At 59.1% G+C, this 20361-nt stretch carries 21 protein-coding genes and 5 tRNA genes; 7 read left to right on the forward strand and 19 right to left on the reverse strand.

All coding sequences use genetic code 11. The features are described from left to right. The 16 genes from secD to JDEN_RS06950 form a co-directional block, all read right to left on the reverse strand. Window positions 1–1863, reverse strand: a complete 1863-nt coding sequence (secD, locus tag JDEN_RS06875; protein ID WP_015771650.1) for a protein translocase subunit SecD — start codon at window positions 1861–1863, stop codon at window positions 1–3. Window positions 1864–1916: 53 nt separating this feature from the next. Next, window positions 1917–2306, reverse strand: a complete 390-nt coding sequence (gene yajC, locus JDEN_RS06880; RefSeq protein ID WP_015771651.1) for a preprotein translocase subunit YajC — start codon at window positions 2304–2306, stop codon at window positions 1917–1919. A gap of 90 nt (window positions 2307–2396) precedes the next feature. Further along, entirely contained in the window at window positions 2397–3455 is a 1059-nt protein-coding gene (gene ruvB, locus JDEN_RS06885) for a Holliday junction branch migration DNA helicase RuvB (protein WP_015771652.1), read from the reverse strand. Beyond that, window positions 3448–4065 (reverse strand): Holliday junction branch migration protein RuvA, encoded by a 618-nt coding sequence (gene ruvA / locus JDEN_RS06890; protein ID WP_015771653.1) that lies wholly within the window; start codon window positions 4063–4065, stop codon window positions 3448–3450. Before ruvA ends, ruvB begins: the two co-directional genes overlap by 8 nt. Window positions 4066–4155: 90 nt before the next feature. Further along, on the reverse strand, window positions 4156–4728 hold the full coding sequence (ruvC, locus tag JDEN_RS06895; protein ID WP_015771654.1) for a crossover junction endodeoxyribonuclease RuvC: 573 nt from the start codon (window positions 4726–4728) through the stop codon (window positions 4156–4158). 5 nt (window positions 4729–4733) lie between these two features. After that, window positions 4734–5492, reverse strand: a complete 759-nt coding sequence (locus tag JDEN_RS06900) for a YebC/PmpR family DNA-binding transcriptional regulator (RefSeq protein WP_015771655.1) — start codon at window positions 5490–5492, stop codon at window positions 4734–4736. A gap of 83 nt (window positions 5493–5575) precedes the next feature. After that, window positions 5576–6094, reverse strand: coding sequence for an NUDIX hydrolase (locus JDEN_RS06905; protein ID WP_015771656.1), 519 nt, complete (start codon window positions 6092–6094; stop codon window positions 5576–5578). Continuing rightward, window positions 6091–6756 carry a hypothetical protein gene (locus JDEN_RS06910; protein WP_015771657.1) on the reverse strand — a complete coding sequence of 222 codons (666 nt, stop codon included), beginning with the start codon at window positions 6754–6756 and terminating at the stop codon, window positions 6091–6093. The genes JDEN_RS06905 and JDEN_RS06910 overlap by 4 nt, the downstream gene beginning before the upstream one ends. Further along, complete coding sequence (locus JDEN_RS06915; protein WP_015771658.1) at window positions 6753–7955, reverse strand: glycosyltransferase family 4 protein; 1203 nt, start codon at window positions 7953–7955, stop codon at window positions 6753–6755. Before JDEN_RS06915 ends, JDEN_RS06910 begins: the two co-directional genes overlap by 4 nt. Beyond that, entirely contained in the window at window positions 7948–8904 is a 957-nt protein-coding gene (locus JDEN_RS06920) for a phosphatidylinositol mannoside acyltransferase (protein ID WP_015771659.1), read from the reverse strand. The genes JDEN_RS06915 and JDEN_RS06920 overlap by 8 nt, the downstream gene beginning before the upstream one ends. Further along, window positions 8901–9524 carry a phosphatidylinositol phosphate synthase gene (gene pgsA, locus JDEN_RS06925; RefSeq protein ID WP_015771660.1) on the reverse strand — a complete coding sequence of 208 codons (624 nt, stop codon included), beginning with the start codon at window positions 9522–9524 and terminating at the stop codon, window positions 8901–8903. Before pgsA ends, JDEN_RS06920 begins: the two co-directional genes overlap by 4 nt. Window positions 9525–9545: 21 nt before the next feature. Next, a complete protein-coding gene (locus JDEN_RS06930) occupies window positions 9546–10100 on the reverse strand; it encodes an HIT family protein (protein ID WP_015771661.1) in 555 nt (184 codons plus the stop codon). 56 nt (window positions 10101–10156) lie between these two features. After that, a complete protein-coding gene (gene thrS, locus JDEN_RS06935) occupies window positions 10157–12178 on the reverse strand; it encodes a threonine--tRNA ligase (RefSeq protein ID WP_015771662.1) in 2022 nt (673 codons plus the stop codon). Between the two features lie 75 nt (window positions 12179–12253). Continuing rightward, window positions 12254–12448, reverse strand: a complete 195-nt coding sequence (locus tag JDEN_RS06940) for a hypothetical protein (RefSeq protein WP_015771663.1) — start codon at window positions 12446–12448, stop codon at window positions 12254–12256. 114 nt (window positions 12449–12562) lie between these two features. Then, window positions 12563–12637: transfer RNA gene (locus JDEN_RS06945), tRNA-Gly, on the reverse strand. 64 nt (window positions 12638–12701) lie between these two features. Next, window positions 12702–13976 carry a hypothetical protein gene (locus tag JDEN_RS06950; protein ID WP_197712992.1) on the reverse strand — a complete coding sequence of 425 codons (1275 nt, stop codon included), beginning with the start codon at window positions 13974–13976 and terminating at the stop codon, window positions 12702–12704. 354 nt (window positions 13977–14330) lie between these two features. Between JDEN_RS06950 and JDEN_RS13440 the strand changes: the two genes are divergently transcribed. Further along, complete coding sequence (locus JDEN_RS13440; RefSeq protein ID WP_015771665.1) at window positions 14331–16286, forward strand: glycosyl hydrolase family 18 protein; 1956 nt, start codon at window positions 14331–14333, stop codon at window positions 16284–16286. Between the two features lie 109 nt (window positions 16287–16395). Here the strand turns inward: JDEN_RS13440 and JDEN_RS06960 are convergent. The 3 genes from JDEN_RS06960 to JDEN_RS06970 all read right to left on the reverse strand — a co-directional run bounded on the left by JDEN_RS06960 (window position 16396) and on the right by JDEN_RS06970 (window position 16665). Next, a tRNA-Val gene (locus tag JDEN_RS06960) sits at window positions 16396–16467 on the reverse strand. A 22-nt stretch (window positions 16468–16489) separates the two neighbouring features. Further along, window positions 16490–16560: transfer RNA gene (locus tag JDEN_RS06965), tRNA-Cys, on the reverse strand. Window positions 16561–16593: 33 nt separating this feature from the next. Then, window positions 16594–16665: transfer RNA gene (locus tag JDEN_RS06970), tRNA-Gly, on the reverse strand. 184 nt (window positions 16666–16849) lie between these two features. Here JDEN_RS06970 and JDEN_RS06975 point away from each other — a divergent pair. The 6 genes from JDEN_RS06975 (at window position 16850) to JDEN_RS06990 (ending at window position 20330) form a co-directional block, all read left to right on the forward strand. Beyond that, a complete protein-coding gene (locus JDEN_RS06975) occupies window positions 16850–17971 on the forward strand; it encodes a chorismate-binding protein (protein ID WP_015771666.1) in 1122 nt (373 codons plus the stop codon). Beyond that, complete coding sequence (locus tag JDEN_RS06980) at window positions 17968–18798, forward strand: aminotransferase class IV (protein WP_015771667.1); 831 nt, start codon at window positions 17968–17970, stop codon at window positions 18796–18798. The genes JDEN_RS06975 and JDEN_RS06980 overlap by 4 nt, the downstream gene beginning before the upstream one ends. Window positions 18799–18890: 92 nt before the next feature. Then, window positions 18891–18965: transfer RNA gene (locus JDEN_RS06985), tRNA-Val, on the forward strand. A 301-nt stretch (window positions 18966–19266) separates the two neighbouring features. After that, on the forward strand, window positions 19267–19404 hold the full coding sequence (locus JDEN_RS13820; protein WP_169304104.1) for a hypothetical protein: 138 nt from the start codon (window positions 19267–19269) through the stop codon (window positions 19402–19404). 254 nt (window positions 19405–19658) lie between these two features. Further along, window positions 19659–19808: a hypothetical protein gene (locus tag JDEN_RS13825; RefSeq protein ID WP_169304105.1), complete on the forward strand. Its 150-nt coding sequence runs from the start codon at window positions 19659–19661 to the stop codon at window positions 19806–19808. 12 nt (window positions 19809–19820) lie between these two features. Further along, window positions 19821–20330 carry a phage major capsid protein gene (locus JDEN_RS06990; protein WP_083775129.1) on the forward strand — a complete coding sequence of 170 codons (510 nt, stop codon included), beginning with the start codon at window positions 19821–19823 and terminating at the stop codon, window positions 20328–20330. Window positions 20331–20361 lie beyond the last annotated feature (31 nt).

Here is a 20361-nt window from a genome sequence, read left to right on the forward strand (position 1 = left end):
TCACTCACCGTCCTTGCGTGTTGTGCTCTGGGAGCTCACCTGTTCAGTTTGTTCCTTGCTGCGCTGAGCGGCTTTCCGTTGTGCGATGGTCATGCGGGTCCCGTCGTCGTTGAACATCGGGGTACTTTGCGCGGTGGCGACTTTACCCCGGCCAACATATCGAGGACGGTCCACCCCCAGCGATTCGGGGTTAAACCCAGAGAGTTTGTGTCCGTTCCTGAAGAATCGGGTACGTGCAAGTAGTTGGAGTACGGGGTGAGTGAAGAAGAAGACGACGATCAGGTCAATCAACGTGGTGAGTCCGAGTGTGAATGCGAAGCCTCGCACTCCACCTACAGCGAGGAAGTAGAGCACAACGGCTGCAATAAAGTTCACAGCATCAGAGGCAATGATGGTTCGTTTCGCACGGTCCCACCCCACCTCAATGGCTCCATCGAGGCTGCGCCCTTCACGGAGCTCATCGCGGATACGTTCGAAGTACACGATGAATGAGTCAGCGGTAATACCGATCGCGACGATGATTCCGGCAACACCCGCAAGAGAGAGTCGGTACCCTTGCACCCACGACAGTAACGCCAAGGCGAGATACGTAGCGACAGCTGCGATCACCAGTGATGCAATTGTCAGCGTACCCAGCACACGGTATTGAACCAGCGAGTACACGCCCACGAGGATGAGACCGATCAACCCGGCGAGGATACCTTTTTGTAGTTGTTCGCTCCCGAGGGTGGCCGAGATTGTCTCCTCGCTCTGCACCTCAAAAGTTAAGGGAAGTGCTCCGAAACTCAACTGGTTTGCGAGCTTATTTGCACTCTCGTTGGTGAAAGTCCCTTCAATGAATGCCTCACCTGTGCGGAAAACCTCAGTCACGCCCGGTGATGACAGGACAAGATTGTCAAGAACAATGGCGAACATGTTTGGCGCCGAGGAAGTCGGTGCGTAGATCCATTGTTCGTATTCAGGTAGCTGGGACAGGCGGCTCGTCACTGTTTCGAAGTCTCGTGTCCCTTGACTGTTGAACGCGATGTTGACGATCCAGTCATTCGTCATTGCACCACCCTGCAACTGCTTCAGACCCGAGCTTGCTTGAGCGATGTCATTCCCAGAAATTTCCATGGGGCCAAGGATGTACTTGGTGTCGCCCTCTTCAGAGCACGTCACTAGGACAGCATTAGGGTCAGCGACTCCCCCACCACCAGTCAAGCTATCAGGGGATGTACAGTCCAGAGCGTAAAACTCCTCAACGACATCACGCGTGATCTGAGCGAGGTCGCTAGGATTTTCTGCTTCTGCTGCCTCGGCGTCATCCGAAATGAGTTCGTCAAGGGGGCCACCGACTGGTTCTGCTGATTCAGCAGCCGGATCCTGCTGCGCATCGGCCGTTGGTTCCTGCGCATCGCTAGCATCGTCTGTGTCATTGGTTGTCTCCCCGTCCGCTGGAGTTTCCACCTCAATTGGTGCGGGATCTCCCATGTACAGCACAGGGCGGAACTGCATTTGCGCCGACTCACGGACCAGCGCGAGGGTTTCTTCACTGGGGTTGCCGGGAAGCGCGACGACAATGTTACGCCCACCCTGACTTGTGATCTCGGCTTCTGCAACACCAGAAGAGTCGACGCGTTGGCGAATAATCGCGATTGCTTGGCTGATGTCCTCAGCTGAGACAGCCTCGTTGTTCGCGGTCACCGCTTGCAAGATGATTTGGGTGCCCCCCTCAAGATCAAGGGCAAGTTTCGGTGTCCACTGGGCTTCACTGGATGTGGTCACACCAGCGAACAGTGCTCCCGCTCCTGCGGCAAGGATGACAAGCAAGGTGATAAGCGGCCGCCAAGGGGCTCGTCCGCGCGTGTTGGTACTCGCCAACGGTCTGACTCTTCTCGTGACAGGGCACCGTCAGGTGCCTGGGTGGTTAGGCGTTACTTTGTGTCCTCGTCGCGGCGGGTCGTGTCCTCGCCAGGCTTCGTAATGAGGCCGGAGACATCATCAGGCACAACAAATCCTGCTTGTTCTTGTCCGTCAGTCTCTGAGTGTGTTTCGGTGTCCATAGCGGTAGATACTGAGTCGTACGGCTTAGAAATCGCGGCCTTCACCCACTGGGTTCGGGAACCTGGCTCCGACTCAAGAGTGACCAGATCATCACCGATCTCCACGATGGTTCCGACATAGCCTGACGCTGTCATGACACGTTGGCCCGGTGCCATGGAATCACGGAAACTCATCATTTCCTTTTGGCGTTTGCGTGTTCCACGTGTCATGAAGAACATCATCGCCACCATGACGACCAAGAGAATTATCAGCGGGTCCATAATTTTGCCTCACGTGTGTTGGGTCCTTAGGGAGTCTAGGCGCTTGGGCACCTTTTCTCCTAACGCTTGGGGCTGGAGATAAGTGCCCACCTAGGGGAAAAGAGTTGTGTTGTCCTGCGGAGGAGTGAGCCCCAGGTGCTGCCAGGTGGCTGGTGTGGCGATGCGTCCGCGCGGGGTCCGCCCCATCAGTCCTTCACGCACCAGGAATGGTTCAGCCACTGTTTCCACTGTCTCTGGTTCCTCTCCCACCGTCACAGCGAGTGTGGACAAACCCACCGGGCCTCCACCGAATCGAGTACACAATGCGGTGAGGACAGCCCGGTCGAGACGGTCAAGACCAAGCGCATCAACTTCATAAACTGTCAGTGCGGCTTGGGCCGCTGACAAGTCAAGGACACCCGTTCCTTTGACTTGCGCCCAGTCACGCACCCGCCGCAGCAGCCTGTTGGCGATGCGTGGCGTACCCCGCGAGCGCGTGGCGATTTCTTGGGCGGCTTGTGGTGAGAGTTCGACTCCGAGGAGGTGTGCTGATCGGTGGACTACTCGTTCGAGGTCGGTGGCGTCGTAGAAGTCGAGGTGACCGGTGAATCCGAATCTGTCTCGTAGTGGTGCGGGCAGGAGTCCGGCTCGGGTTGTGGCACCGACGGCTGTGAATCGTGGCAGGGAGAGTGGGATTGCTGAGGCGCCTGCGCCTTTTCCGACGACGACGTCGACGCGGAAGTCTTCCATGGCGACGTAGAGGAGTTCTTCGGCTGGTCGTGCGAGTCGGTGGATTTCGTCGATGAAGAGGACTTCACCTTCATCGAGTGAGGATAGGACTGCTGCGAGGTCGCCGGCGTGTTGGATTGCTGGGCCTGATGTGACTCGGAGTGAGACTCCTAGTTCTGCGGCGATGATCATGGCGAGTGTTGTTTTTCCGAGTCCTGGGGGGCCGGAGAGCAGGACGTGGTCGGGGGATGCGCCTCGGCCTTTTGCGGCGTCGAGGACGAGTTTGAGTTGTTCTCGTACGATGGGTTGGCCAACGAATTCGGTGAGGGTGCGTGGGCGCAGTGCTGCTTCGGCTGCTCGTTCGAGGTCGTCGGCTCCGTTGGATACGAGTCGTTGGCTGTCGAGGTCGATGTCGTCGCGGGGGTGGTCGGTGTCAGGCACGTGGTCCTCCGAGGATTTTTAGTGCTGCGCGGAGGGTTGCTGGTACTTGGGCGGGTGTGATGATTGGTTGTCCGGTGTCGGCGCGTACTTGGTCGACTGCGTTTTCTGCTTGTTTGGTGTTCCATCCCAGTGACATTAGGGCGTCGATGACTTGTTCTGAGGCGTCGTGTTCAGTGGGTGTTGTGGGGGTTTGGGTTGTTTCTGACTGTGGTGGGGTCATTCGGTTGGATAGTTCGAGTACGATGCGTTGTGCGACTTTGGGGCCGATTCCTGGGACTTTGGTGAGTGCTTTGATGTCTGCGTGGACGACGGCGGTGCGTAGTGCTTGGGCTGGGTGGATGGCGAGCATTGCGAGTGCTAGGCGGGGGCCTACTCCGGAGACTGTTTGTACTGTTTCGAAGACGTCTCGTTCGTCGAAATCCGTGAACCCGAAGAGTGTCATTGAGTCTTCCCGCACGACAAGGGAGGTCCAGAGTGTTGCGTCTTGTCCTTCGCGCAGTGTTGCGAGGGTTGCGGGGGTCGCGTAGACGAGGTAGCCGACTCCGTGGACGGTGAGGATGGCGGAGTCGAGGCGTATTTTTTGGACGATGCCTGTCAGTTGGGCGATCATGATTTGTCACACTCGTGATTCGTGTTTTTGGTGGATTGGGGTGTGGTTTTTCCTGGGTTGGTGTTGTGGAGGAAGTGACTGTCTTGGACTTTAGTGCAGGCGCCTGACATTTTGTTTGGTTGCTTGTTCTGCGGCTGCCCATTGTCGTTGTGCTGGTGTCATTTGGTAGCGGTCGGCTTTGTCGAGTATTCCAGCTGGGCGCCAGAGGTGGCAGATGGCGAGGGCTAGTGCGTCGGCTGCGTCGGCTGGGCGGGGAGCTTGACTGAGGCCGAGGATGTTGGCGACCATGCGCTGTACTTGTTCTTTGTGGGCTCCCCCGTGGCCGGTGACGGCTGCTTTGACTTCGCTGGGGGTGTGGAGTGCGACGGGTACGCCTCGTTTTGCTGCTGCGACCATGGCGAGTCCGGCGACTTGTGCTGTCCCCATGACTGTGGACAGGTTGTTTTGAGCGAATACTCGTTCTATGGCGACAACGTCTGGGATGTGGCGGTCGAGCCATTCGTCGAGTTGTTGTGAGATTGCTAGAAGCCGCACATCGATTGATTCGGTGTGTGTGGATCGGGCGACTCCCACGGCGACGAGGCGTGCCCGGCGCCCGGCTATGGAATCAACAACGCCGATTCCGCACCGGGTGAGCCCTGGGTCTACACCGAGAACGCGCATTGTGGTTAGTCGTCTTCGTTGAGTTCAGCTGCGACGTCTGGGGTGATGTCGTAGTTGGCGTAGACGTTTTGTACGTCGTCGGAGTCTTCGAGTGCGTCGATGAGTTTGAAGACTTTTCGTGCGCCGTCTGCGTCGAGTTCGATGCGTGTTGCGGGGTGCCAGATTGATTCGGCGGAGTCGTATTCGATGTCTGCGGATTCGAGTGCGTCTCGTACTGCGCGTAAGTCTGTTGCTTCACAGAGCACTTCGAAGGTGTCGCCTTCTTGGTTGACTTCTTCTGCGCCGGCGTCGAGAACAGCCATCATGATGTCGTCTTCGTTGTGGTTGTTCGCGGGGATGACGACGAGGCCTTTGCGGGAGAACATGTAGGCCACTGAGCCCGGGTCTGCGAGTTGTCCACCACCACGGGTGAAGGCGACGCGCACATCAGCGGCAGAACGGTTTTTGTTGTCGGTGAGGCACTCAACGAGTATTGCTACTCCGCCTGGTGCGTAACCCTCGTACATGATGGTTTGGTAGTCTGCCCCACCTTCGATGAGCCCTGCTCCCCGTTTGACAGCACGGTCGATGTTGTCTCCAGGCACCGAGTTTTTCTTGGCTGTTTGGATTGCGTCGAACAGGGTGGGGTTTCCTTGGGGGTCCCCTCCCCCGGTGCGGGCAGCAACTTCAATGTTTTTGATGAGGCGGGCGAAGAGTTTGCCGCGCTTGGCGTCGATTGCCGCTTTTTTGTGTTTCGTAGTTGCCCATTTGGAGTGACCTGCCATGGGTGGGGACTCCTTACATGAATGTCGTCGGTGTGGACTCGATTGATCTTAGCCGCTGGTGGCACGCCTGTGCGAACAGGCTATCAGTGGGGCGTGTGTGATTGGTCGTGACGGAGGCGGATGACTGTCCCGTCCCACCCTGTACTCATTGAGGTGATGAGTGCAGTGAGGTTTTCTGGAAACACTTCGCACGTTGCGTTGGTGAGGTCGTGCACGCTCAACCAGGCAAGGTCGTCGACAAAGCGTTGTTCGACATCTGTCCATCCGGTGGTGGACAGCACTGGTGCTGTGTCAAGGTGCGCGACGAAGAACGTTTCATGTTGGACGATGTGTTCTGCTTGGAAGTCGAAAATCGCTGAGCGAAACATCACTGGTCCGACGAGGTCGCCTTCCTCAAGGGTGATGCCTGTTTCTTCGAAGACTTCACGCACGGCTGCTTGTCTGTGGCTCTCGCCAGCGTCAAGCCCGCCGCCCACTGTGAACCACCAGTGGCGGGTGGGATTGTGTTCGTCATGCCCGCGCAGCATGAGCACGTTGTTGTTCGCGTCCAAAAGGATGACGCGTGCAGCGTCACGGGTTCGGTACGCCGGGTGTTTTGTCACTGAAGGTGTCCTGTAATAGCTGGCAATCCCGGTGGCCATGTGTCGTCAAATTCAACGGTCTGCGGCATGGGTGCCCGTCCTGCGAGGCGAAATAGACGCACAAACGGGTTTGCTCGCAAACGTTGTGCTTGAAGGACCGCTTCATTGTGGAACCGTCGTGCAATGTGGACACGATACCAGGCTGCTGCCAGTGCGTTGAGTAGCTCATCTGTGTCTGGGGTGCTGGGTAGTGGTTCGTCGAGGATTTGGGTGAGGACGGCGGTCAGGGAGCTCTCCTCTGCTTCGCGTTCTTGTCCGAGGGTGCCATCGAGTGCTGCGATGACGTGTTGGCGGGTGGGTTTGGTGGTGGGGGTGCGGTGTTGGGTGATGAGTTGTTCGAGGTCAGGGACTGCGACCATGAGTTCTTGGTCGCCGTCGCGGCACGAGTTTTGCACAGCGTTGACGGTGTCAGCTAGGAGAAGTGAGCTGACAGGATCCAGGGTGTGGGAGGCAGCAAGGTTGCCTGCTGCTGCGGATCTGCGCAGCAGTTGTGCATCTAACGCGAGACGGGACGCGACAACTTTGCGGTGGAGTCGGTCGAGGCGTTGTGCGTGGTTGATGGCAAGCCACGTGGCTGTGGCAAGGACGATGAGGATGATGACGGTTGTTTCTGACCAGGTCATGAGGCTTCTCGTGGGTGTGTAAGTGCACTGGGGTCTTCGGTGACTTTGCCTAGCGCAGTGGACGCGGACAGGACCATTTCGTACACGGTGAGGATTTTCGTGGTGACTTCCTTCCAGTCAAATTGCTGGACGAACTCAGTGGCCCGTTGGGTGCGTTGGGTGCGCTCAGTGGGGTTGTTGAGTGCTTCGATCACGGCACGGGCTAGGTCGTTCGGGTCGTTGGTGCGGAACATGTAGCCAGCTTGTCCGTTGTCGAGGACTCGTTCGAATGCGCCAAGATCTGAGGCGATGACGGTGGTGCCAGCGCTCATGGCTTCGACCAGGACGATACCGAAGCTTTCGCCGCCTGTTTGTGGGGCGATGTAGAGGTCAACTGAGGTCAGCAGGGATGCTTTTTCGTCGTCAGTGATGGCACCAAGGAATTCAACGTTGGTGAGGTGGTTGCTGAGTTGTTGTTCAGCGTGACGTTTACCTTCATCGCCTTTGCCCGCGATGAGGAATCGGGCGTTGGGGTAGTGCGTCAGGATGTGCGGAATGGCTTGGCTGAGGACGGGCAGTCCTTTGCGGGGTTCGTCAAGGCGTCCCAGGAACGCAATAGTGGGGGCGTCGGGGGTTCCTTGCCACTGCGGGGTGGGAGTCGCATGTGTGAATGTGTTGACGTAGACGCCGTTGGGGATGACGATGGCGTCCCCACCGAGGTGGTCGATCAGTGTACGTCGGGCATCTTCGGACACGGCGATACGGGCGGAGAATTTTTCGAGCGAGGGTCGCACCATGGGGTAAACGAATTGCAGTGCCCGGGAGCGGATGAGCGCGGTGTGGAATGTGCCGACGATGGGACCTCGTGCGAGCCACAGGGCGAGCATGGACAGGGAGGGGGTCATTGGTTCGTGCAAGTGGAGGATGTCGAATTGGCCGTCGTTGAGCCAGCGCCTCACTTTCGCGGCAACGCGTGGCCCGAAGGTCAGGCGTGCTACTGAACCGTTGTATCGGATGGGGATGGAAGCGCCTGCGGGGGTGAGGTATGGCGGGACAGGGGTGTCGTCGTCGGCTGGGGCAAGGACCGAGACTTCGTGGCCTTGGTTGATGAGTGCTTCGGCAAGGTCTCTGATGTGGAATTGGACTCCGCCAGGGGCGTCAAAGGAATAAGGGCACACGATGCCGACGCGGAGCGTGCGGTGAGTGTGGGGGCTAGTCATTGTGCTCCTTTGGTGTGGCGGGCGGCGCAAGGGGGTGGTGGGGGTTGAGGTCAGCGGTGAAGACTTTTTGGAGCATGTGCCAGTCGTGGGGAGAGCGGGTGATGGCGGTGGCAAGTGTGGTGACCCATTGTTGGGTGAGGTTGGTGATGTTGTCTTTGGTCGTTGCGTTGGGGTCGGCGTGAAGAGGGGTGTGGAATTCGACGACAATCCCCCAAGGGCTGCCTGCTTGGGCGCGGCGGTGTCCGGTAAGTTTTTCGTAAGTGATGGAAACTGGGATGAGCGGAACCTGGCCCTGTGTGGCCAGGGCTGCGGGGCCTTTGGCAACGCGTGCACGGTGGCCGTTGAAATCCACCTCAATGCCACTTGCGGTGAGATCACGGTCAGCGAGCAGGCAAATGAGGTGGTTGTTCGTGCGGGTTGCCCGCAACAGGGCTCGGAAAACACCGTCGTCACCCGCGGCGAGGATGGTCATCCCTAGTGTTTCGCGGAAGGTGCGGAACTCTGTAAAGAGTTCCTCAGGTTTGAGCCGTTCAGCGACGGTGAGTACAGGGCGGATGGTTGCTGATGCCCACATGCCGGCGAGGTCCCAGTTACCCTGGTGGGTCAGCGCGAGGACGGGTGAGCCGGGAAGTGCCAGGGCTGCGTCGAGGTTGTGTGCGTTGATGACTCGCACTCGTGCGTCACGTTGTTGTGGGGTGATGTGGGCGACAGTGAACGCTTCGCCAAAGTAACGCATGTAGGAGCGCATCGCCGCACGGGAAAGTTGGCGTATCTGGCGTGGATTGGCGGTGGGGCTCACCCGGGTGAGGTTACGTTCAAGCTGGTGTACCCCTTTGGTGTGCACGAGCCAAGTGATGTCTGCTGCCGTGGCCATCAACGCACGCCATAGCGGACCTGGGATGCGCCATGCGTGGCGGAAAGCAAGGAGGTAGGCGCGGGAGCTATTCATGAATGGGTTTCTTGGGGCCGTGTTTGGTGATGGACATGGGAAATGCGTTGAATGAGGGTGATCGCAGAGAGCGCGGCGAGCACAACCAGTGCCCACGCAAGGATGGAGGGGTTGGCTGTGAGTCCTGTGATGAGGGTGGCGAGCAAGGACACGAGGAGTCGTTCTGGGCGTTCAGCGATCCCGACATTGCCATCAAGCCCCAACCCTTCGGCACGGGCACGCGCGTAGGACACGCACAAGCCAAGCAGGAGACAGGCGAGGGCAGCAAGTGTTCCAAGGTGTTGTGCGGCAGGGGCATGCCACGCGAAGTAGAGCGCAAGACCAATGAATAAAGCTCCGTCTGCAAGCCGGTCAAGAGTTGAGTCCAGGAACGCACCCCATGGGCCTGAGCGTCCGGACAGGCGCGCCATGGTGCCATCAAGGGAGTCAGTGAACACGAACAACCCAATGACCAGCGCCCCAGCGACAAGGCGCCCAGTGGGCAAGAGCCATAGCGCCGTGGCGATCACCAGGAAAGTGCCAGTGATCGTGACTGCGTCTGGGGAAATGCGCAGCCGCAGCAGGAAGCGGGCAATCGGAGTGAAGATCGTGGCCATCACGCCGCGTAGACCATTAAGCATCGGTGTCTCCTTGAGGAAGAGTCATGGTGTGGGCCATGCGGTGGCGAGTTGGTGGCGGGTGTCAGCAAGCAAGGAAGGAATCGCTTTGGTCTGCCCGATAATGGGGAAAAAATTGGCGTCTCCAACCCATCGAGGGACGATGTGCTGATGCAGGTGTGCTGCTATTCCTGCGCCTCCTGCTTCCCCTTGGTTCATGCCGATGTTGAACCCTGCCGGGTTCATTGTGCGGGCCAGTGCGGTCATCGCCTGCTGGGTGACAATTCCCATGTCAGTGACAACTTCAGGTGAAATGTCGCTGTACAGGGACACGTGCTGGTAAGGCACGACCATCAGGTGTCCAGCGTTGTAGGGGTAGAGGTTAAGGACGGCGTACACGTGGGCCCCCCGGTACACAACGAGCCCGTCCTCGTCCTGACCAGAGGGGATCCGGCAGAAGGGGCATTGCTGTGTGGTGGTGTCGCGCGGTTTGTTTTCCCCGCCGATATACACCATGCGATGCGGGGTCCACAGGCGTTGCCAAGCGTCGGGTTGCCCCGCGAACTGATCGGGGGTGGGCGCGTTATCCTCAGTGCTCATGTGTGTCCTTGCCTGAGTGGGGGCACCTGTCGCAGTGAGGTGCCCCCACCGGGTGGTTAAACCTGTGCTCGGGTCGAAATGGACTCAAGGATACGGGTAATTGCTTGTTCCCGTGGGATCCCATTTTCTTGGCTACCATCGCGGTACCGGAACGACACAGCACCAGCTTGTTCATCTTCACCACCAGCAATAACGGTGAAGGGCACTTTCGAGGTGGAAGCGTTGCGGACCTTCTTGGGGAACCGGTCACTGGAATCGTCCAGTTCCGCACGGACACCGCGAGTGCGTAGTTCAGCTACGAAGTCACCCAGGTAGTCGTTGAAAGCGTCAGCAACCGGTACGGCGAGCACCTGCACCGGGGCAAGCCATACGGGGAACTGACCGGCATAGTGTTCCAGCAACACGGCGAAGAAACGCTCAATGGAACCAAACAAAGCTCGGTGGATCATCACAGGCCGTTGCCGTGTGCCGTCTGCAGCTTGGTATTCCAAGTCGAACTTCTCAGGCAAGTTAAAGTCCAATTGGATTGTGGACATCTGCCAAGTGCGCCCAATGGCATCTTTCGCTTGCACGGAAATCTTTGGCCCGTAGAACGCGGCCCCACCAGGATCAGGGACAAGCTCTAAACCGGAGTCTTGGGCAACTTCCTCTAACGTGCGGGTCGCTTCGTCCCATATCTCATCAGTTCCCACTGATTTTTCTGGGTCCCGGGTAGACAACTCAAGGTAGAAATCATCAAGACCATAATCTTTGAGCAGGTCAAGCACAAAAGTCAGAGCATTCGTCAGTTCGTCTTTCATCTGCTCTTTCGTGCAGTAGATGTGCGCATCATCTTGTGTGAACCCGCGCGCCCGCGTCAACCCGTGAATCACCCCAGATTTTTCGTAACGGTATACCGTTCCAAATTCAAACAACCGCAACGGAAGTTCACGGTACGAACGGCCTCGCGCATCGAAAATCAGGTTATGCATCGGACAGTTCATGGGTTTGAGGTAATAGTCTTGCCCCTGCTTACGCAAGGTCCCGTCAGCGTCACGTTCCTCATCCATGTGCATGGCGGGGTACATGCCTTCGCGGTACCAATCCAAGTGACCAGAGACCTCATACAGCCGCCCTTTGGTGATGTGCGGGCTGTTGACAAACGAGTACCCTGCCTCGATGTGGCGGCGGCGCGAGTATTCTTCCATTTCCAAGCGCACCACCCCGCCGCGCGGGTGGAACACCGCAAGCCCTGACCCCATCTCATCGGGGAATGAGAACAAATCCATCTCTACCCCAAGACGGCGGTGGTCGCGGCGTTCGGCCTCAGCTAGACGAGTCAGATGCTCAGTGAGCTGGTCCTTAGTTGGCCATGCGGTGCCATAAATACGCTGCAGTTGCGGGTTTTTCTCGCTGCCACGCCAGTATGCCGCAGCACTGCGCATAAGCTTAAAACCGTTTCCAATGAGCTTCGTGCTCGGCAGGTGCGGGCCGCGACACAGATCCCCCCAGGCAACCTCGCCATTGCGGCGTACATTGTCGTAGATTGTTAGCTCACCGGCTCCCACCTCAACTGAGGCGCCTTCCGCTGCGGTGTCCGACTGTGATTTCAGCGAAATCAGTTCAATTTTGTAGGGCTCCCCCGCAAGTTCTGTGTGCCCTTGCTCCTCAGTGATGACTCGGCGCTGGAAGGTTTGCCCTTCCTTGACGATGCGCATCATTTCTTTTTCGAGTTTTTTCAAGTCCTCAGGAGCGAACGGGGTCTCCACATCAAAGTCATAGTAGAAACCGTCCACGATGGGCGGGCCAATCCCCAACTTGGCATCCGGGTTTACCTTTTGAACAGCCTGCGCGAGCACGTGAGCTGCCGAGTGCCGCAACACGTTCAGACCATCAGGTTCATTGATGTCGACGCCGTCAACAACATCACCAGCGGCAACACGGTAGAACAAGTCTTTGAGTTCACCATTGACCCTGAGCACCACAATGTTTTTGTTCGCCGAAAACAGGTCGGTGCCGGTCGTGCCGTCGGTCACCTGGGTCGTTTCACCGTCAAGAGTGATTGTGAAGCTGGGCGACGTGGGCGATGGATTCGACACGGTGAGTTCTCCTTGGTCATGACAAAAAGGGTGCCACGTGTGTGGCACCCCTTCATCTTAACGATTGTGCGCAGGTTAGTTGTTCGCTTCCTTCGCTTTTTCTGCGAGCGCGTCGACTTTTGCGTCTACTGAGTCGGGTGTGACCTTTTTGATGTGGTCGGCGACTTGGTCGATGCGTTCATCTGTTGCTTCTTCTTTGAGGCGTTGGATGGTGTCGTCGGAGTTGTTGAGGGCGTTTTTGGCTTTGTTGACGAAGTTGTCGAGTCCCATGGCGGTGTCCTTTGGTGTGTGGTGTGGTGTTTGCATTATTGGCGGGTTGGGGTGGGTGTGCAAGGCGGGAATAGCACACGCGCACGGCCTGTGGTGGGCCGTGCGCGTGTGTTGTGGAGCGGATGACGGGATTCGAACCCGCGACCCTCACCTTGGCAAGGTGATGCTCTACCACTGAGCCACATCCGCGTTGTTGTGTGGAACGGAGATTACTGTAGCTCATGGTGGTGGTGTTCACCAAACGGGTTGTGGGTTAGTTGTGGTCGTGTCCTTCGTGGTCGTGCGTGGTGGGGGCTGCACCAGTGACGCCTGAGATTTCGTTGGGGGTGATGTCGAGGGTGGTTTCTTTCCAGATTGTTGCATCCACGGTGTCGACGGCAACGATGCGTTTGGTTGCGGGGTCGGTGACGTAGGCCATTCCGTCGAGGTAGCGAACCGTTGGTCGAGGTTGTTGCCATTCAGTGGGTTCTTCCCATGGTTGTGTGACGGGCACTGAGGCGGTGATGGTTGCGGTGACGGGGTCGATGATGTGGAGGTTTCCGTCTGTGCCAAGGACGAGTGCGTTGCCGTCGTCGTCACGTTCGAGGGATCGGAAGCTGTAGCTGGATGGGAGGTCGACCAGGGTGAGCTCTGCGGTGTCGGTGTTGGTGAGTGAGATGCGGGTGGGGCGTTCAAGTTCTGCGTCGGGGTCGGTTTTGTAGTCTCCGAGCACGATGGGTGAGGTGTGAGTTCCGGCTTGGTTGCCGATGCGCCCGTAGGTATCTGGTGCGTCGACTTTGGTGATGGTGTCGCCGTCGATGATGACGATTCCGTCTTGGCATCCTACGACGATGCGGCCGTTGGCTGCGGCGGCTTCGCCGTGGACGCCGGGGCATTGGTCGGTTTCTGCGATGGTGTTGTCGGCTTCGTCGATGATGGCGACGCCGGTGCGTTCTTCTTCTGTTCCCACTGTGACGATGAGTGAGCCGTCTGCGCGGGCGATGGCGACGCCGTGGTGTGCGTGGGGGGCTTGCCAGGTGCGGATGGGGTCTTCGGTGATGGCGCTGGTTTCGTACACGTCGACGCGGCCGGTGCCGTCATCGAAAAGTGCGGTGTAGCCGTCGTGGACGACGACATGTCCGGGTTTTTCTGCGGAACGGACGACACCGGTGGTGTCGGGGTTTTGGGTGTAGTAGTGGGCGTGGTCGCCGTGGGCTTGGCCGTAGGTTCCGGTGTCGAGAAGTTCGAATCCTCCTTGGGTGGTGAGGAAGAGGTGCCGGTTGTCGCCGGCGGGGTTGAGGCGGACGAATCCTGTTGCTGGGGTGGATCCGATGACGTCAAGGGTTGTGGCGTCGAGGTAGGTGACGCCTTCGTCGTGGGTGACGGCGATGCGTGCGGTGCGTGCTGGCTGTTCTTGTGGGGCTTGGGTTGTTGTGGTGGGTGATGGTTCCTCTGCGCGTTCGTCGGCGTTGCTTTGTGTGCATCCTGAGGCGAGGGTGGCGAGTGCGATGGTGAGCGCGAGGGCGCTTGTGGTGTGTGGTGTTCTCACAGTCAGTCCTTGGTTTTGGTTTTCATTCTCGTTACGGGGGAACAGTGTGCCCCCTTTTTCAGAGTTCACACTAACTACTACTGGGAACGATTATCAATATGACGATGTAACTTGTGGCGCACAGCACACATACGCGCACTGTGCGCGGCAAACCGCTGGACTCCACTCCCCATCAAGGAGGGGTTGCGCTGACTCAATTAGTTAGTAAGGATTACGAACACGGTTGGTTGTGCTGGAACACCGACCGCAACCCCACCCAGACGCCCACGCGATCAACGACGATCGCCCACAACACCGTCGGCGTCCTCGCACACGGCAACACACCCGTGTTGCCACGAGAAGAAAGTAGGGCCCATGAAAAAGCGGAAACTCCGCGCAAGTGCTGCCATCGCAGTACTCCTCGGTGCTGGCCTCGTACCCGCACTGAGCGCAACACCCGCAGCAGCTCACGGCTGGGTCACCGATCCACCAAGCCGCCAAGCTCTCTGCGCATCAGGAGAAACGTCCTTTGACTGCGGGCAGATCTCTTACGAACCGCAAAGCGTCGAAGCACCAAAAGGCGCAACAACATGCTCCGGAGGTAACGAAGCATTCGCTATTCTCGACGACAACTCCAAACCCTGGCCTACCACCGAGATCGCCTCAACTGTCGACCTCACCTGGAAACTCACCGCACCCCACAACACAAGCACGTGGGAATACTTCGTTGATGGCCAGCTCCACCAAACCTTTGACCAAAAGGGTCAGCAACCCCCCACCTCACTGACCCATACCTTGACTGATCTGCCAACCGGCGAGCACACCATCCTTGCCCGGTGGAACGTGTCCAACACAAACAACGCGTTCTACAACTGCATGGACGTCGTTGTCAGCAACAATGGCGGGAATACAGGAGGCGACGACAGTGACCCCGGCGATGGCAATACAGACAGTGACACCCCTGCCACACCGCAATGCCCGCCGGCCTACTCCCCCAGCGCCGTATACACCCAAGGCAACCAAGTAACCCATGAGGGCCACATCTGGAAAGCCAAATGGTGGACCCAAGGCCAAGCACCAGGAACCACCGGGCAATGGGGCCAATGGGAAGATCTCGGCCCCTGCTCAACTGACCCCGGTGACGGCGACGGCGACGGCGACCCAGGTGACGGCAACCCAGGTGAGGGAGGCACCCCACCACCGGACACACCCGGCACTGGAGACGAACGCATCGTCGGCTACTTCACCAACTGGGGCGTCTACGGACGTGACTACCATGTCAAAAACATCAAAACGTCCGGGGCCGCCGACCACCTCACCCACATCATGTACGCCTTCGGGAACGTCCAAGGCGGCAAATGCACCATTGGTGACGCCTACGCAGACTACGACAAGGCCTACACTGCCGCACAGAGCGTTGACGGCGTCGCTGACACCTGGGACCAACCACTGCGCGGAAACTTCAACCAACTACGCAAGCTCAAAGCCGAATACCCGCACATTAAAGTCGTATGGTCCTTTGGTGGATGGACCTGGTCTGGCGGGTTTGGGCAAGCAGCACAAAACCCAGAAGCGTTCGCACAATCATGCCGCGACCTTGTGGAAGATCCACGGTGGGCTGACGTATTTGATGGCATCGACATCGACTGGGAATACCCCAACGCATGCGGCGCCACCTGTGACACCTCAGGACGCGACGCCTATCGTGACCTCCTTGCCGCCCTGCGTACAGAGTTCGGTGACGACCTCGTCACCTCTGCAATCCCCGCGGACGCGACTGACGGCGGAAAAATCGATGCAGCGAACTACGCGGGAGGCGCAGAGTACCTCGACTGGATCATGCCTATGTCCTACGACTACTTCGGCGCATGGGACAAAAACGGTCCCACCGCACCGCACTCACCGCTGACCAGTTACCAAGGCATTCCCATCCAGGGGTATGACACCACCTCAACAATCAACAAACTCACCGGACTGGGAATCCCCGCAGACAAAATTCTGCTCGGCATCGGCTTCTACGGCCGCGGGTGGACCGGGGTCACCGACCCCACCCCAGGCTCCTCAGCAACCGGTGCTGCACCAGGAACATACGAGGCAGGAATCGAAGACTACAAAGTCCTCGCCCAACGTTGCCCCGCAACCGGACAGGTCGCAGGAACTTCGTACGGCTTCTGTGACGGTCAATGGTGGAGCTACGACACCCCGCAAGACATCATCCACAAGATGAACTATGCCAACACGGAAAACCTCGGCGGCGCGTTCTTCTGGGAACTGTCCGGCGACACCGCAGATGGTGATCTCATCACCGCGATTGCCACCGGCCTGCAATAAGGACAGTGTCCTCCTCACTGGCAGTGAGGAGGACACGCACTAACAGTGCTTATATCCGACAAGAGCAACAAGAAAAGGGACCCCTGTGAGGGGGTCCCTTTTCTTCCTGTGCGCGATACTGGGATCGAACCAGTGACCTCTTCCGTGTCAGGGAAGCGCGCTACCGCTGCGCCAATCGCGCGAGAAATTCTCGCAGAGAATCGAGGTGGAGACGGGATTCGAACCCGTGTATACGGCTTTGCAGGCCGCTGCCTCGCCTCTCGGCCACTCCACCATGAGATTCACACTCCGTAAAGTGCCGTCTCCGAGCGGATGACGGGATTCGAACCCGCGACCCTCACCTTGGCAAGGTGATGCTCTACCACTGAGCCACATCCGCATGTTTACCGCGAAGATCAGCAAGTTTGCCCGCTGCTCTCGGCGACATGTAAAACCTTAGTACGGATCGTCGGCAAATGACAAACCGACCCTGATCACACATCATCACCCCGTGAAAACCGCGAAACCGCGCGGAAAATGAACAACCACCCTGTTCAGCCTCCTCGGGCTGTACGGTGGTGTGCGTGAAAGGATCAGCACAATTCGGGGGCATAACTGGTGTCGAACCGGTCGAATTCGCCCACCTCACGGGAACATGGGATCTACCTCACAGTGGCCTTTGGTTCGTGATCGCCGACTTTGAAGGACGCACCCGCGCGTGGCGTTTCGCCACCACCTACCCCACCCCAGCACACACAGATTCACACTCAACCCCCGCATCGAACAACACCTCACACCTACTCCCAGCGCACCCACAGCAACTGTCCTGGGACACCACCATGGACCAAGACACCTACGAGGCGGGCGTCAACACCATCAAAGATCACGTTCGTGAGGGACGGGTGTACCAAGCAAATCTCACCCGCATCGTCCACACCCCTTTGGCTTACCCTGGCCCGGCACGCCTCCTGCACAATCACCTGCGCATCGGTAATCCGGCACCCTACGGCGGCTACCTCGACGTCACAGACAGCGACCCCCAACGCAGCGCCTGGCTCGTGTCCGCGTCCCCGGAACTTTTTCTCTCCACCACTGTTGACCCCCATGACAGTGACACCGTCACCATCACGTCATCGCCCATCAAAGGAACAGCACCCACGCCAGCAGGCCTCACCACCAAAGACGAAGCCGAAAACATCATGATCACCGACCTCGTGCGCAACGACCTCTCCCACATAGCGACACCCGGAACCGTGATCGTTGACACCCTCCTTGGCGTCGAACCGCATCCCGGCCTCGTCCACCTCGTCTCCACTGTACAAGCGCGCCTAAGAACCCCACCACGCAACCCCACCGCCTGGCGTGACATCTTTGCCGCAACCTTCCCACCCGCCTCCGTGTCTGGCGCACCCAAATCCAGTGCACTAGAGGTCATCACCGAACTCGAACCCACCCCACGGGGCCCATACTGTGGTGCTTTTGGGTGGATCAACACCGACACCGGCCACACGCAACTCGCGGTGGGAATTCGCACGTTTTGGTGGGACCCCGCCAGCACCTACGGGCCCGGGGCACGCTTACACTTTGGGACCGGCGCAGGGATCACCTGGGGTTCCACACCCACACGGGAATGGCAAGAAACACAACTGAAAGCCCGCACACTCATGGGGTTAGTCACCACCCACTACAGCAAGGAACCACAGTGATCGCCTGGACCGAGGGACGTTTCATTGACCCCCATAGCCCTCTTGTGGGCGCAAGCGACCCTGGGCTGATGACCGGACAGGGCATGTTCGACACGATCGCTGCGTATCACGGGCGGCTGTGGGCGCTGGAGGCACACCTGTCCAGATTGTCAGCGTCATTGACGGCCGCCCACATTCCGCAACCGCAGGTTGACCTTGACGAAGGCGCCCGCCTCGTCGCCGCACACCTTCGCAATGTGCCCGTAGGTCGGATACGAATCACGGTCCTCAACACCCACGAAGGGTCCCGGACTGTCATCACCGCCACCCCTGAACCTCACGCACCCGCCTTGGGGGCACCTCACCCTACCGATGCGCGGGTTGCGATCACCCCCTGGGCCCGCTCCCCCCTCATGCCGTTTGCTGGACACAAATCCACCTCCTACGCGCACAACATTCAAGCCCTGCACTGGGCATACGCACAGGGAGCCGATGAAGGGCTATGGCACGGACCCAATGGGGGGCTCTGCGAGGGGTCGGTGTCCAACCTCCTCACCGTTGTTGACGGCCAACTTGCAACTGCGAGCGCGCAGTGTGGGGTGTTGCCGGGGGTGACGTTGGCGGTGGTGCGTGAGGTGTGTCACGAGTTGGGTGGTGTTCGGGAGTTATCTGCTGTGGAGGTGGGTGAGGTTGTGGGTGTTGGTCAGGGTGGGGCGTTGGTGGGGACGTTGCGCATGATTCAGCCGATTGGGGTGGTGGATGGGGTGCCTGGTGAGGTGCCGGGGGTGATTCGTCGCGCTCAGGAGTTGGTGGCAGCTGCGATGCCTGATTTTCTTGCCGATGCGTGAGTGCCGTTTTGGTTTTTTGCTGGCAGACCGCTAGTATCAGTGATGGCTTAAGGCCGCTCACGCATGGCGGGTGTTGATTCGTTCATGGTGTTGGGCGATTGGCGCAGTGGTAGCGCGCTTCCTTCACACGGAAGAGGTCACTGGTTCGAACCCAGTATCGCCCACCAGGGAAAGCCCTGGCATCTCTCCTAGCAGAGAGGTGCCGGGGCTTTCGTCGTCTCTGACGAGGCCTCCGGGTTGTGCATCTGTTGTGCACTTGGGGTGCGAGGCACCAGGCTGGATGCTCTCGACGCGGTAACGCGAGCTGCGTCTCCGATCAGGTGGCTGTAGGTGTCGCACGCGTTCGCGACCGTGCTGTGCTCGTGGCGCAGACCGTGGAACCGCATCGGCGGCAGGCTGGTCTTCCTGCGGAGCTTGTCGAACAGCTTCGACACGTACTCGGGGATGAGCAGCTGTCCAAGCTCGCTCGTGAGTGACACCCTCGACATCCTCGCCAGCTACGACCCGTCAGCTGTGCAGGCAGTTCGCGCCTACACCCGGGCACTGTCCGGCGAGTTCGCAGCAGCGCGCATCTACGCGCGTGAGGCGAGCGGGAGCCAGGCATGAACGGCGCATGCTGCAAAGTCTGCACGCACCCCGAGCGTGGGCTGAGGTTCTTCAGCCGTGATGCTTCACGTTCGCGGCGGGCGCGAGTGTCCTGGTATCAGGCCTTGCGCCCACCACGAACGCCTCCATGCGGGGCAGTCACCCAAGATTCACGACTGCTCTGAAAGGGGCGTTTTCTCATGCTTGAAACCACCACCACGAACCTCACGGGCATCACCCCGGACAAGATCAGCTAACTCATCACCCTCCCGGTGATGGGCGCTTCGATCGCCGCGCAGGTCGCGAAGGTCTTCGAGACCGACGCCACCCGCACGCACATCCCTCTCGTCACCGGCGACCCGTCCGCTGCATGGGTCGCGGAAGGCGAAGAGATCGGCACGTCTGACCCGACCGTCGGCGACTGACTCGCGCGGGACATCGCCCGCAAGATCGACACCGCGTTCTTCGGCACCAAGGGCGCGAGCCTCGTGCAGCCTGCCGGTCTGGAAGACCTCACGGGCGTCACGGACGTCGACGCGGGCGCAGCATGGACGAAAATGGACTCGTTCGCTGAGGCGATCTCGAACGCTGAGGCGTTCGGCCTCAACGTCGACGCGTTCGTCGCGAACCCTGCCGACGTGTTGCTGCTCGCGCAGTTGAAGGAGGCGACGGGGTCGAACCGTCCGCTGCTCGGTGCGGACCCGTCGAACCCGACGAAGCGCATTCTGCAGGGCGTGCGGCTGTTCTCGTCGTCGGCGGTCACTGCGGGCACGGTGTGGGGCATCCCGCAGCCGCGTGCGCTGATGGTGCGCCGGAAGAACGTCGATCTGCAGGTTGACCGTTCGGCGTACTTCACGTCCGACCGGACGGCGATTCGCGCGACCATGCGTGTGGGCTTCGCGTTCCCGCACGAGGCCGCGATTCAGAAGGTCTCGCTCACCGCGTAGGCCTTCGACGCTGACGCCCCTGCCCTTCGCC

The sequence above is a fragment of the Jonesia denitrificans DSM 20603 genome, from assembly GCF_000024065.1.
In the GTDB taxonomy this organism is placed as follows: Bacteria; Actinomycetota; Actinomycetes; order Actinomycetales; family Cellulomonadaceae; genus Jonesia; species Jonesia denitrificans.

Bases quoted from the DNA above. Each gene is read 5' to 3' on its own strand.
- yajC (WP_015771651.1), bottom strand. From the start codon at position 2,306: ATGGACCCGCTGATAATTCTCTTGGTCGTCATGGTGGCGATGATGTTC.
- ruvA (WP_015771653.1), bottom strand. From the start codon at position 4,065: ATGATCGCCCAACTGACAGGCATCGTCCAAAAAATACGCCTCGACTCC.
- ruvC (WP_015771654.1), bottom strand. From the start codon at position 4,728: ATGCGCGTTCTCGGTGTAGACCCAGGGCTCACCCGGTGCGGAATCGGC.
- JDEN_RS06900 (WP_015771655.1), bottom strand. From the start codon at position 5,492: ATGGCAGGTCACTCCAAATGGGCAACTACGAAACACAAAAAAGCGGCA.
- JDEN_RS06910 (WP_015771657.1), bottom strand. From the start codon at position 6,756: ATGACCTGGTCAGAAACAACCGTCATCATCCTCATCGTCCTTGCCACA.
- JDEN_RS06915 (WP_015771658.1), bottom strand. From the start codon at position 7,955: ATGACTAGCCCCCACACTCACCGCACGCTCCGCGTCGGCATCGTGTGC.
- JDEN_RS06920 (WP_015771659.1), bottom strand. From the start codon at position 8,904: ATGAATAGCTCCCGCGCCTACCTCCTTGCTTTCCGCCACGCATGGCGC.
- pgsA (WP_015771660.1), bottom strand. From the start codon at position 9,524: ATGCTTAATGGTCTACGCGGCGTGATGGCCACGATCTTCACTCCGATT.
- JDEN_RS06930 (WP_015771661.1), bottom strand. From the start codon at position 10,100: ATGAGCACTGAGGATAACGCGCCCACCCCCGATCAGTTCGCGGGGCAA.
- JDEN_RS06940 (WP_015771663.1), bottom strand. From the start codon at position 12,448: ATGGGACTCGACAACTTCGTCAACAAAGCCAAAAACGCCCTCAACAAC.
- JDEN_RS13440 (WP_015771665.1), top strand. From the start codon at position 14,331: ATGAAAAAGCGGAAACTCCGCGCAAGTGCTGCCATCGCAGTACTCCTC.
- JDEN_RS13825 (WP_169304105.1), top strand. From the start codon at position 19,659: ATGGGCGCTTCGATCGCCGCGCAGGTCGCGAAGGTCTTCGAGACCGAC.